Here is an 11,743-nt window from a genome sequence, read left to right on the forward strand (position 1 = left end):
GCCTGTTGCGGGTGCTGGTGGTGGACGACCACCCGGTGGTCCGGTTCGGCCTGGCCGGGCTGCTGGCCCGCGACTTCGAGGTGGTCGCCGAGGCCGCCACGGGCGAGGACGCGGTCCGCCTCGCCGCGACCAGGGGCGTTGACGTGGTGCTGATGGACCTGCGGCTCGGCGCGGGCATCGACGGCGTGGAGGCCACCCGGCGGCTGCGCGCCCTGCCCGACCCGCCGCAGGTCGTGGTGCTGACCACGTACGACTCGGACGCGGACGTGGTGCGCGCGGTCGAGGCGGGCGCGACCGGCTACCTGCTCAAGGACTGCCCGCCCGACGAGCTGGCCGCCGCGGTCCGCCAGGCCTCCGCGGGCCGCACCGTGCTGTCCCCCGACATCGCCCGCCGCCTGCTGCGGCCGGCGACCACCCCCGCCGTGACCAAGCGCGAGGTGCAGATCCTCGACCACCTCGCCCGCGGCCTGTCGAACCGCGAGATCGCCAAGGCGCTGTTCATCAGCGAGGCGACGGTGAAGACGCACCTGGTGCGGATCTTCGACAAGCTGGGCGTGGACACCCGGACGGCGGCCGTGCGGACCGCCGTCGAGCTGAAGCTGATCCGCCTCAGCTCTCCGTGAGCATGCCCTCGGGCAGGCCGGGCACCTCCGGCCGCAGCCAGATCGGCCGCCAGCCGGGCAGCTCGTGGAACCGGCGCAGCTCCGCCACGCCCGACAGCCAGCCCGCCCACGCGCCGTACGGCGGCAGGTCGGTGTCGAACCCGCTCTGCACGAACGTCAGCCGGGTGCCGCCGTCGGACTCGGCCAGCTCCCAGGTCGACACCATGCCGCCCCAGTCGATGCCCATCCGCCTGCCGGGCTCGAAGTCGACCACCTTCGCGGGCTGCGGGTTCTGGTCGAACCCGCCCATGGCGACCCGGCCGCCCTCCCACGCCTCGATGTCGATCTTCGCGCCGAACCACCGGGTGTACTGCCCGGCGTCGACCAGCGAGTGGGCCACCGCGTCGACCGGCGCGCCGATGAGCACCTCGCCGCGCATCTCGGTGGTGGCGAAGTCCACCTTCGGCGTCAGCGGGCGGCCTTCGACGTGGTCGACCAGGTTGGCCAGCGACAGGCACCAGTAGGTGTACAGGTAGCCGAGCACGCTGGTCTCCACGACGGCCACGTCCCAGCCCGGGAAGTGGCTCTGCGACAGCGTGACCACGGTGTCGCCGCCCTCCTCGGCCCACCCGATCTCGACGGTGGTGTCCTCGCCGCCGACCCTCCAGTCGAAGCGCAGCGAGTCCTCGCCCACGTGCCGCAGCGTCTGGTGCGGCGCGTCGCCCTCGGGGGTGGTGCGGCCCCAGAACTCGAACCGGTCGGGCAGCTCCACGGCCGCGTGCTCGGCCAGCCACGTGCCCAGCTCCCCGGCGTCGGTCACGGCCCGTCGCACCCGGTCGACGGGCGCGGTGGTGCGGGCGCGAAGGACCACGGTCTCACTCATCGGTCTCCTCCTCCTTCGGGTAGCACGCCACGGCCAGCCGGAAGGCGTCGCCCTCCGCGCCGCCGTAGCGGGCGAACAGGTCCTGCAAGGTCGTCTTCAGGTCGTCGAAGAACTGCTGCCGCTGCTCGGGCCGCACCCGGATCTCGCCCGAGACGCCGAGCGACGGCAGCTCGGGCCGGGTCCGGTCGAGGCCCGCGATGTCCGCCTGGACCCGTTCCACGAGGTCCAGCAGGTACCCCAGGCTCAGCTCGTCCTGCGCCCGGCGCAGCCCGAGCCGGCCGACCAGGCCCGGCGACAGCCAGTACGAGCGCGCGCTCGCCTGGTACACGCCTTCGTTGATGCCGCGCACGCGCCGCTCGTTCACCTGCGTCACGAGACCGGCTTCGACCAGGCGTTTCACGTGGTAGTAGACCCGCTGCGGGGTCTGGTCGAGCGCGGCGGCCACCTCGGTGCACGACCGCGGCTCGGCCAGTTGCCGCAGCACCTCGATGCGCTGCGGCTTGAGCAGTGCCTCGGCCTGCTCGATCTGCTCCAGGTACAGGACGTCTCTCATCGCAAAAATCATGTTGTACGTAAAAATCTGTTTTGTCAATAGGGCCGAGAGAGACCCCGGGCCACGCGGCCCGGGGTCGTCCCGTCGTGCCCCGCCCGGCTAGAGCGAGGAGATCAGCCGTTCCACGCGCTCGTCCACGGCGCGGAACGGGTCCTTGCACAGCACGGTGCGCTGCGCCTGGTCGTTGAGCTTCAGGTGCACCCAGTCGACGGTGAAGTCGCGGCCCGCGGCCTGCGCGGCGGCGATGAAGTCACCGCGCAGCTTGGCCCGCGTGGTCTGCGGCGGGGTGTCCTTGGCGGCCTCGATCTCGCCGTCGTCGGTCACCCGCTCCACCTGGTCCTTGCGCTGGAGCAGGTCGAAGATGCCCCGGCCGCGCCGGATGTCGTGGTAGGCGAGGTCGAGCTGGGCGATGCGCGGGTTGGACAGGTCCATGTCGTGCTTGGCCTGGTAGCGCTCCATCAGCCGGTACTTGATGGCCCAGTCGATCTCGCGGTCGATCTTGGACAGGTCCTCCGACGCGACCGCGTCCAACGTGCGGCCCCACAGCTCCAGCACCCGTTCGGCCATGGGGTCCGGCGCGCGCTTGGCCACGTGCTCCACCGCGCGCTCGTAGTACTCGCGCTGGATGTCCAGCGCCGAGGCCTCCTTGCCGCCCGCCAGCCGCACGGTGCGCCTGCCGGTCAGGTCGTGGCTGATCTCGCGGATCGCGCGGATCGGGTTGTCCAGGCTGAAGTCGCGGAACTGGACGCCCTGCTCGATCATCTCGAGCACCAGGTTCGCGCTGCCCACCTTGAGCAGCGTGGTCACCTCGGACATGTTCGAGTCGCCGACGATGACGTGGAGCCTGCGGTAGCGCTCGGCGTCGGCGTGCGGCTCGTCGCGGGTGTTGATGATCGGGCGGGACCGGGTGGTGGCGCTGGACACGCCCTCCCAGATGTGCTCGGCCCGCTGCGAGAGGCAGTAGACCGCTCCGCGCGGCGTCTGGAGCACCTTGCCCGCGCCGCAGATGAGCTGCCTCGTCACCAGGAACGGCAGCAGGACGTCGGCGATGCGGGAGAACTCCCCCGCCCGCGCGACCAGGTAGTTCTCGTGGCAACCGTAGGAGTTGCCCGCGGAGTCGGTGTTGTTCTTGAACAGGAAGATGTCTCCCCCGATGCCCTCGTCGGCGAGCCTGCGCTCGGCGTCGACGAGCAGGTCCTCGAGGATGCGCTCACCAGCCTTGTCATGCGTGACGAGCTGGGCGAGGTCGTCGCATTCCGCCGTCGCGTACTCGGGGTGCGAGCCCACGTCCAGGTAGAGCCGAGAGCCGTTGCGCAGGAAGACGTTCGACGAGCGTCCCCACGAGACGACCCGGCGGAACAGATAACGCGCGACCTCATCCGGGGACAGCCTGCGCTGCCCGTGGAAGGTGCAGGTCACCCCGAACTCAGTCTCAATGCCGAAGATCCGCCGCTGCATCCCTCAACAGTAGGCGCATTCGGAGCTTTCCTCAGTGATCCAATCGGGCGTCGCGCCGATTTCGCGGATAACGTTCTTGTGTGCTCCGACGAGTGAACCGCCTGGACCTGGCCCTGATGAGCCGAACCGGGGAGCTGCGCGCCTCGCCCGTCGACGAGGGCATGAAGCGATTGTCGCGCGCCGCCAACCACAGCGTGTTGTGGCTCGCCGTCGCGGGCGTGCTGGCGGTGCGCAAAGGGGTGACGCGGCGCGCGGGGTTGCGCGGGGTGGCCGCGATCGGCGGCGCGAGCTTCTCCGCGAGCCTGGTCGCGAAACGCCTGTTCCCGCGCCGCCGGCCCGCCGCCGACCTGCTCCACGTGCCCCGGCGGCTGACGAGGCGTCCCACGTCGTCGTCGTTCCCGTCCGGGCACGCGGCGTCGGCGGCGGCGTTCACCACGGCGGTGGCGATGGAGTCGCCCGCGCTGGGGGCGGCGATCGCGCCGGTCGCGGCGGCGGTGGCCTACTCGCGGGTGCACACCGGCGTGCACTGGCCGTCCGACGTGGCCGCAGGCGCCGCGATCGGGGTCGGCGCGGCCCTGCTGACCAGGCGTTGGTGGCCGTTGGGGCGGACCGAGCCCGCGTCGGCGCGCGAGCACCGGGCGTTGGCGGCCCTGGTCGACGGCGAAGGTCTCGCGGTCGTGGTGAACCCGAGCGCGGGCCTGGTCGGGGGCGATCCGACGGACGAGATCCTCCGCGAATGGCCGAAAGCCACGATCGTGGGAATCGAGGATCTCGACACGGTGATCGCCGATCACGCTCCGCAGGCACTGGGGGTGGCGGGCGGTGACGGGTCGGTGGCCGCCGTCGCCGCGCTGGCCGCGGCGCACCGGCTGCCGCTGGTCCTGGTGCCGTCCGGGACGTTGAACCACTTCGCTCGTGACGTGGGCGTGCAGGGGCTGGACGACAGCGCGCGGGCGGTCACCGACGGCGACGGCGCGCTGGTGGACCTCGCGGCGGTGTCCGTCGACGGCGCCGGGCCGCGCTGGTTCGTCAACACCGCGAGCCTCGGCGGCTACCCCGACATGGTGCGGCTGCGGGAGAAGTTGCAGGGCAGGTGGGGCAAGTGGCCGGCGGCGGCGATCGCGCTGGCCCGGGTGCTGCGCACGTCGCGGCCGCTGCGGGTGGAGCTGAACGGCGAGCGGCGGCTGGTGTGGATGCTGTTCGTCGGCAACGGCCCGTACCGGCCGAAGGGCTTCGCTCCGACCATGCGGCCCGCCCTGGACGCGGGGCTGATGGACGTCCGGTACATCCGCGCCGACACCCGGTTCTCCCGGGCGCGGTTCTTCCTCGGCGCGCTGCTCGGCTCCCTGCACCGCAGCCGGACCTACGGTCACCTGGAGACGCGGTGGCTGGACGTGCGGCTGCTCGACGGCGCGGTGGCGATCGCGACGGACGGCGAGGTCGGCCCCACGGGCTCGACGTTCGAGTTCCGGTCCCGGCCCGCGGCCCTGGCCGTCTACCGACCACAGGGATAAGGTTGACTCCGTCAACGTTTCTGTTGAGGGAGTCAACGATGACGGTCGCGGACGTCCGCGCGTTCAACCGCTTCTACACCGGCGTGATCGGTGTGCGCGACCGCGGCTACCTGGCCTCGCCGTACTCGCTGACCGAGGTGCGGGTGCTGTTCGAGCTGGCCGCGGGCCCCCGCGAGGCGGCCGACCTCCGCGCGGCGCTGTCGCTGGACGCGGGCTACCTCAGCCGCATCCTGACCCGCTTCGACCGGGACGGCCTGGTGACCCGCACGGTGTCCGAGCGCGACTCGCGCCGCCACGTCGTCGCGCTCACCCCGCACGGCGAGTCCGTGTTCGCCGACCTGAACGCCCGGTCCGACGCCGAGATCGGCGCGCTGCTGGACCGGGTGCCGCCGGCGGACCGGGTCGAGCTGGTGGCCTCGATGCGGAAGGTCGAACGCCTGCTCACCGGCACGCCCCGGTCGTACCTGCTGCGGCCGTTGCGCCCGGGCGACCTCGGGTGGGTGGTCAACCGGCACGGGGTGCGGTACGCGGAGGAGTGCGGTTTCGACCAGACCTTCGAGGCGCTGGTGGCACGGGTCGCGGGCGAGTACGGGGCGCGCCACTGCCCCGACCACGAGGCGGCGTGGATCGCCGAGGTCGACGGCGAACCGGTCGGCTCGATCTTCTGCATGCGGGTCGACGACCGCACCGCCAAGCTCCGCCTGCTGCTCGTCGAACCCGCCGCACGGGGCCTGGGCATCGGCGCGCGACTGGTCGACGAGTGCCTCCGCTTCGCCCGCCGGGCCGGGTACGAGCGGATGGAGCTGTGGACCGTGGCGGGCCTGGCGGCGTCGCGGCACCTCTACGAGAAGGTCGGCTTCACCCTCGACGAGAGCACGCCGGAACGCCTGTTCGGGCGGGACGTGGAGGCGCAGACCTGGTCGCTGCACCTGTGACGCGCCGCGATTCCAGCAGTTCGACATGGTCGAACGGTGAAGCGCTAGAGTGATCGCGTGCCCGGTCCCATCCAGTCCATCGAACGGGCAGCCGCGGTGCTGCGGCTGCTGGCCAGCGGTGCGCGGCGGATGGGGGTGGCGGAACTCGCCCGAGCCCTCGACCTGCCCAAACCGACCGTGCACGGCATCCTCCGCACGTTGCAGCTGGTCGGGTTCGTCGAGCAGTCGCCGGACACGGGCAAGTACCAGCTCGGCGCGGCGCTGTTCCACATCGGCAGCAGCTACCTCGACGGCAACGAGCTGCGCACCCGCGCGCTGAACTGGTCGGACTCGCTGGCCTCGCGCAGCATGGAGAGCGTCCGCATCGGCACCCTGCACGAGAACCAGGTCCTGGTCGTGCACCACGTCTTCCGGCCGGACAACTCCCGCCAGGTCCTCGAAGTCGGCGCGCTGCTCCCCTCGCACGCCAGCGCGTTGGGCAAGGTCCTGCTCGCCGACGACCCGGTCGGCCTCGGCCTCGCCGACGACGAGCCGCTCAAGTCCTACACCGCCGCCACGATCACCGACCTCGACCGGCTCGGCGACGCGTTGGAGCAGGTCAGGCAGCGCGGCTGGGCGTCGGAGGTCGAAGAGCTGGTCGAGGGCGAAGTGTCGCTGGCGGCCCCGATCCGGGACCGACGGCTGGTGACGGTGGGCGCGGTCGGGATCTCCGGGCCCGTCGAGCGCCTCTGCGACGAGAAGAAGCAGCCGCGCACGGACCTCGTGTCCTACGTGCGCGAGGCCGCGCGGTCCATCTCGCGCGAGCTCGGCGCCATCCCCTGGTGACGAGGGCGTTCCGGAAGGGTTGACATCTTGTGAGCGTCGGCACAGGATTCACGCGCACCGTACGACATTGTCGAACGGCATTCAGGCCAGAGAGGGCGCGTGGATGACCAACCAGTCGATCTTCATCGGTGAGTTCCTGGGCACCGCACTGCTGTTGCTGCTCGGCAACGGCGTCGTCGCGGGCGTGGTGCTGGCGAAGTCCAAGTCGAACGGCGCGGGCTGGGTGGTGATCACGTTCGGCTGGGGCTTCGCGGTCCTCGCGGGCGCCTACGCGGTCGCGCCGCTGTCCGGCGCGCACCTCAACCCGGCCGTCACCGTCGGCCTGGCCATCCACAACGGCGAGTGGAGCACCGTCCCGCTCTACCTGCTCGCCCAGCTCCTCGGCGCGTTCACCGGCGCCGTCCTGTGCTACCTCGCCTACCTCGGCCAGTTCCGCGCCAACACCGGCGACGTGCTCGGCGTCTTCGCCACCGGCCCCGAGGTCCGCCACCGCGCGCAGAACCTGACCACCGAGGTCATCGCCACGTTCGTGCTGGTGTTCGTCATCCTGGCGACCGGCCAGACCAAGGGCCTGGAGACCTCCGGCACCGGCGTGCTGATCGTCGCCCTGCTGGTCGTCGGCATCGGCATGTCCCTCGGCGGGCCCACCGGCTACGCCATCAACCCCGCGCGCGACCTGGGCCCCCGCCTCGCGCACGCCGTCCTGCCGATCCCCGGAAAGGGTGGATCGGACTGGGGGTACGCCTGGATCCCCGTCGTCGGTCCCCTGATCGGCGGAGCATTGGCCGGGCTCGTCGACATCGCCGTCTACTGAGGAGCGTCCCACCGTGAGCACCTACATCGCCGCCATCGACCAGGGCACGACCTCCTCACGCTGCATCGTCTTCGACCACGGCGGCGCGATCGTGTCCGTGGCGCAGAAGGAGCACCGGCAGATCTTCCCCAAGCCCGGCTGGGTCGAGCACGACGCCGAGGAGATCTGGGCCAACGTGCTCGACGTCGTGCACGGCGCGCTGCAGAAGGCCTCGCTGACCGTGCACGACCTGGCCGCCGTCGGCATCACCAACCAGCGCGAGACCACGCTGGTGTGGGACAAGGCCACCGGCAAGCCCGTGCACAACGCGATCGTCTGGCAGGACACCCGCACCGACCAGCTGGTCAAGGAGCTCGGCGAGCAGGACCGGTTCCGCGAGAAGTGCGGGCTGCCGCTGGCCACCTACTTCTCCGGGCCCAAGGTCCGCTGGCTGCTCGACCACGTCGACGGCCTGCGCGCCCGCGCCGAGGCCGGCGAGGTGCTGTTCGGCACCATGGACACCTGGCTGATCTGGAAGCTCACCGGCCGCCACGTCACCGACGTCACCAACGCCAGCCGCACCATGCTGATGAACCTGGAGACGCTGGACTGGGACGACGAGCTGGTCGACGCGATCGGCGTGCCCAAGGCGATGCTGCCGGAGATCCGCTCGTCCGCGGAGGTCTACGGCACCGCGACCGGCACGCTGGAAGGCGTCCCGGTGGCCTCCGCGCTCGGCGACCAGCAGGCGGCGCTGTTCGGCCAGACCTGCTACTCGCCCGGCGAGGGCAAGTGCACGTACGGCACCGGCAGCTTCCTGCTGGTCAACACCGGCGACAAGCCTGTCGTGTCGGAGAACGGCCTGCTGACCACGGTCGGCTACAAGATCGGCGACCAGCCGGCCGCGTACGCGCTGGAGGGCGCGATCGCGGTCACCGGCGCGTTGGTGCAGTGGTTCCGGGACAAGATGGGGCTGATCTCCAGCGCGCCCGAGATCGAGACGCTCGCGCGGTCGGTGCAGGACAACGGCGGCGCGTACTTCGTGCCCGCGTTCTCCGGCCTGTTCGCGCCGCACTGGCGGTCCGACGCGCGCGGCATCATCGCGGGCCTCACCGGCTACATCGACAAGGGCCACATCGCCCGCGCGGTGCTGGAGGCCACCGCCTGGCAGACCCGGGAGGTCGTGGACGCGATGAACGCCGACTCCGGCGTGGAACTGGTCGCGTTGAAGGTCGACGGCGGCATGACGGCCAACAACCTGCTCATGGGCTTCCTGTCCGACGTGCTGGACGTGCCCGTGGTGCGGCCGATCGTCGCCGAGACCACGTGCCTGGGCGCGGCCTACGCGGCGGGCCTCGCGGTCGGCTACTGGTCGGACACCGAGAGCCTGCGCGAGAACTGGCACAAGGCCGCCGAGTGGCTGCCCGGCATGGACGCGAAGACCCGCGACAAGGGCTACCGCAAGTGGAAGAAGGCGGTCGAGCGGACCGTCGGCTGGATTGACGAGGACGACAACGATGAGTGAGCAACGGGCCAGGGCGCGCGAGGCGCTGGGACACGGCGCCTTCGACCTGGTCGTGATCGGCGGCGGCGCGCTGGGCATCGCCACCACGTGGGCGGCGGCCCGGTCGGGCCTGCGGGTGGCGCTGGTGGAGGCGGGCGACTTCGCGGGCGCCACGTCCAGCGCGTCGTCCAAGCTCGTGCACGGCGGCCTGCGGTACCTCGCGATGGGTCCGGGCGCGGTGCCGATGGTGCGGGAGAACCACGCCGAGCGGCGCGCGCTGGGCGACCACCTGGCGCCGCACCTGGTCCGGCCGCTGCCGTTCCTGGTGCCGGTGTACCGGGGCGGGCCGCACTCGCGGTCGGTGCTCGGCGCGGGCGTGGTGCTGTACTCGGCGCTGTCCGGGTTCGGCGACGGCGTCGGCAAGGTGCTGTCGGCGCGGCGGGCCGTGGAGCACGTGCCCCACCTGCGGACCGCGGGCCTGCGCGGCGCGGCGCTGTACTACGACCACCAGATGAACGACGCGCGCGTGGCCATCACGGCGGCGCGTGCGGCGGCCGAAGCGGGCGCCGTGCTGCTGAACCACGTCGAGGTGACGGGCCTGCGCAAGCGCGGCGGGCTGGTGACCGGGGTCGAGCTGCGCGACAAGGTGGACGGCGGCGAGTTCGGGCTGGACGCGTCGGTGGTGGTCAACGCGACCGGGCCGTGGCTGGACTCGGTGCGGCGGATGGAGGACGCGGCGGCCGCGCCGAGCATCCGGCTGTCCAAGGGCGCGCACCTCGTGCTGAAGACGGACGAGCCGTGGCGTGCGGCGATGACCATCCCGGTGGACGACGTGCGGGTGTCGTTCGCCATCCCGTGGGAGGGGCAACTCCTGCTGGGCACGACCGACGAGCCGTACGAGGGCGACCCGGCCGACGTGCGGTGCTCGCCCGCCGACGTCGACCAGATCCTCGGTGAGGCGTCGGTCGGCATCGTCGCGTCGGCGTTGGACCGGTCGCGGCTGGCGTACGCGTTCGCCGGGCTCCGGGTGCTGCCCGGCGGGTCCGGCGACACCAGCCACGCCAAGCGGGAGACCGTGATCACCCGCGGTCGTGGCGGGATGATCAGCGTGGCGGGCGGCAAGTGGACCACGTTCCGGCGCATCGGCGCGTCGGTGCTGGCGCGCGTCGGCGAGGCGCTGGGCCGGGACCTGTCGCACGCGTTCGACGGCGTGCCGTCGGCGTTGCCGGGCGCGGCCCTGCCCGACCGGGTGAGCGCGCAGCTGGGCCGCGAGCTGCCGTCGGTGCCGGACGACGTGCTCCGGCACCTGGCCACGCACTACGGCACGGTGAGCCACGAGGTGCTGGCGCTGGCGTCGGACGACCCGTCGTTGCTGGACCGGGTGCACCCGGACGGGCCGGACATCTGGGCGCAGGTGGCGCACGCGCAGCGGTACGAGTGGGCGACCGAGGTGGACGACGTGCTGCGGCGGCGGACCACCGTGGTGGTGCGCGGGCTGGACACGCCGTCGGTGCGCGAGCGCACGGGGCGGTTGCTGGCCAAGGCCATCGCGTAGGCCGACCACGCCCGACCACGCGAAAGGGGCACTCTCCCGAGTGCCCCTTTCGCGTCAGCTCCGCCGTCCGATCCCTCTGCCGGACCCGGACGCCCGTCGCGCGATCAACGCGATCAGCCCGAGCAGGCCGATCTGACCGACGACCAAGCCGACGGTCGCCCACACCGGGAAGTCCACCGGGACCGCCCGGAGCGTGGCCACGGGGCCGACCACGGCCCCGACCATCACCATCGCGAGGACTGCGGCGGTGAGCAGTCGGGGAGCCTGGCTGGAGGGCACGGCCACTTCCACCCTGAGTCCCGACTTCTCCACGCGCACCCGCGCTTCGCGACTGGGTTCACCCCAGCCCTCTTCCGTGCCGGACCCGGACAATGCCCGATCCGGCGTTGCGGCACTCATGGGTGAAGTGCCCTTTCCTCTCCGGACAGGTACGCCCACTGCGGGCACAGCACGCCGGAGAACCACCTTGGGAGGTATCCGCTGCGCGAGCTCCCCCCGGAACTCCGAACAGCGAGCTGCCTCCCCCTCCTCGTCGCACCCCGTGCGACGAGGATGAAGTCCTCGTGGCTGCCCCGCGTCGGAACGGTGGTCGATTCCGAGGCCGGGCGACCCCTGTCAGGGGCCTTCGCGTGCGCCGAAGCACAAACGAGTCACGAGAACTCCTCTCGCCGGGGCGCGAACGCCCCTCGTGGTCCTGGCCACCCAGCGGTGACATGACCTACAGTACCGCTTCCGCAGCCGTGCGCAACCGGTTCGCCACATTTTCGCCACTGGAAATGTGGTTGATCGCTGCGGCGTCTGCGACAATGGTGGGCAGGGGGCAAGTCGGAGGAAGGTGCACATGTCGTCGGTCGAGCGGGCCACGTCGGACAAGCCCGCCGTCGCGGATCGGGTGAACGTCGCGCTGATCGCGGAGGCGGTCGAGGCGTTGGGCAAGTTGCAGGACCGGACCGGGCTCAAGAAGGTCGACCTGGTCAACCGGGCGTTGCTGATCTACGAGTTCGTCGACTCGGAGCTGCGCGCGGGCAACCAGGTGGTGCTGCGCGACCACGAGGGGCGCGACCAGCTGGTCAAGATCTTCCTGTGAACGCGGCGAAGGCCCCCGACGCGGTGTCGGGGGC

12 protein-coding genes are annotated in these 11,743 nt (G+C 71.8%); 8 read left to right on the forward strand and 4 right to left on the reverse strand.

Annotated elements, in window-relative coordinates; genetic code table 11:
• The first annotated feature begins 2 nt into the window (after positions 1 to 2).
• Positions 3 to 623 carry a response regulator gene (locus tag ABTZ99_RS19475; protein WP_498776133.1) on the forward strand — a complete coding sequence of 207 codons (621 nt, stop codon included), beginning with the start codon at positions 3 to 5 and terminating at the stop codon, positions 621 to 623.
• Here ABTZ99_RS19475 and ABTZ99_RS19480 read toward each other — a convergent pair.
• The 3 genes from ABTZ99_RS19480 to pafA form a co-directional block, all read right to left on the reverse strand.
• Complete coding sequence (locus ABTZ99_RS19480) at positions 610 to 1,485, reverse strand: SRPBCC family protein (protein ID WP_499612740.1); 876 nt, start codon at positions 1,483 to 1,485, stop codon at positions 610 to 612. The two genes, ABTZ99_RS19475 and ABTZ99_RS19480, sit on opposite strands and share 14 nt — an antisense overlap.
• Positions 1,478 to 2,038 carry an ArsR/SmtB family transcription factor gene (locus ABTZ99_RS19485; RefSeq protein ID WP_498775870.1) on the reverse strand — a complete coding sequence of 187 codons (561 nt, stop codon included), beginning with the start codon at positions 2,036 to 2,038 and terminating at the stop codon, positions 1,478 to 1,480. Before ABTZ99_RS19485 ends, ABTZ99_RS19480 begins: the two co-directional genes overlap by 8 nt.
• 99 nt (positions 2,039 to 2,137) lie before the next feature.
• On the reverse strand, positions 2,138 to 3,496 hold the full coding sequence (gene pafA, locus ABTZ99_RS19490) for a Pup--protein ligase (RefSeq protein ID WP_053716655.1): 1,359 nt from the start codon (positions 3,494 to 3,496) through the stop codon (positions 2,138 to 2,140).
• Positions 3,497 to 3,576: 80 nt separating this feature from the next.
• Between pafA and ABTZ99_RS19495 the strand changes: the two genes are divergently transcribed.
• The 6 genes from ABTZ99_RS19495 to ABTZ99_RS19520 all read left to right on the forward strand — a co-directional run bounded on the left by ABTZ99_RS19495 (position 3,577) and on the right by ABTZ99_RS19520 (position 10,622).
• Complete coding sequence (locus tag ABTZ99_RS19495) at positions 3,577 to 5,010, forward strand: bifunctional phosphatase PAP2/diacylglycerol kinase family protein (protein ID WP_498775867.1); 1,434 nt, start codon at positions 3,577 to 3,579, stop codon at positions 5,008 to 5,010.
• A gap of 38 nt (positions 5,011 to 5,048) precedes the next feature.
• Positions 5,049 to 5,945, forward strand: coding sequence for a bifunctional helix-turn-helix transcriptional regulator/GNAT family N-acetyltransferase (locus ABTZ99_RS19500; protein ID WP_499612743.1), 897 nt, complete (start codon positions 5,049 to 5,051; stop codon positions 5,943 to 5,945).
• Between the two features lie 57 nt (positions 5,946 to 6,002).
• A complete protein-coding gene (locus ABTZ99_RS19505; protein WP_498775863.1) occupies positions 6,003 to 6,770 on the forward strand; it encodes an IclR family transcriptional regulator in 768 nt (255 codons plus the stop codon).
• A gap of 103 nt (positions 6,771 to 6,873) precedes the next feature.
• A complete protein-coding gene (locus ABTZ99_RS19510; RefSeq protein ID WP_498775861.1) occupies positions 6,874 to 7,584 on the forward strand; it encodes an MIP/aquaporin family protein in 711 nt (236 codons plus the stop codon).
• 13 nt (positions 7,585 to 7,597) lie between these two features.
• Positions 7,598 to 9,088 (forward strand): glycerol kinase GlpK, encoded by a 1,491-nt coding sequence (glpK, locus tag ABTZ99_RS19515; RefSeq protein ID WP_498775859.1) that lies wholly within the window; start codon positions 7,598 to 7,600, stop codon positions 9,086 to 9,088.
• Complete coding sequence (locus tag ABTZ99_RS19520) at positions 9,081 to 10,622, forward strand: glycerol-3-phosphate dehydrogenase/oxidase (RefSeq protein WP_499612745.1); 1,542 nt, start codon at positions 9,081 to 9,083, stop codon at positions 10,620 to 10,622. The genes glpK and ABTZ99_RS19520 overlap by 8 nt, the downstream gene beginning before the upstream one ends.
• Before the next feature lie 54 nt (positions 10,623 to 10,676).
• Here ABTZ99_RS19520 and ABTZ99_RS19525 read toward each other — a convergent pair whose 3' ends face one another.
• A complete protein-coding gene (locus ABTZ99_RS19525) occupies positions 10,677 to 10,901 on the reverse strand; it encodes a hypothetical protein (protein WP_498775855.1) in 225 nt (74 codons plus the stop codon).
• Between the two features lie 562 nt (positions 10,902 to 11,463).
• On the opposite strand from ABTZ99_RS19525, the gene ABTZ99_RS19530 reads away from it, so the two are divergent.
• Positions 11,464 to 11,709 carry a hypothetical protein gene (locus ABTZ99_RS19530; protein ID WP_498775853.1) on the forward strand — a complete coding sequence of 82 codons (246 nt, stop codon included), beginning with the start codon at positions 11,464 to 11,466 and terminating at the stop codon, positions 11,707 to 11,709.
• Positions 11,710 to 11,743: the final 34 nt, after the last annotated feature.

It is taken from the genome of Actinosynnema sp. NPDC002837, from assembly GCF_040295345.1.
GTDB lineage: Bacteria > Actinomycetota > Actinomycetes > Mycobacteriales > Pseudonocardiaceae > Actinosynnema.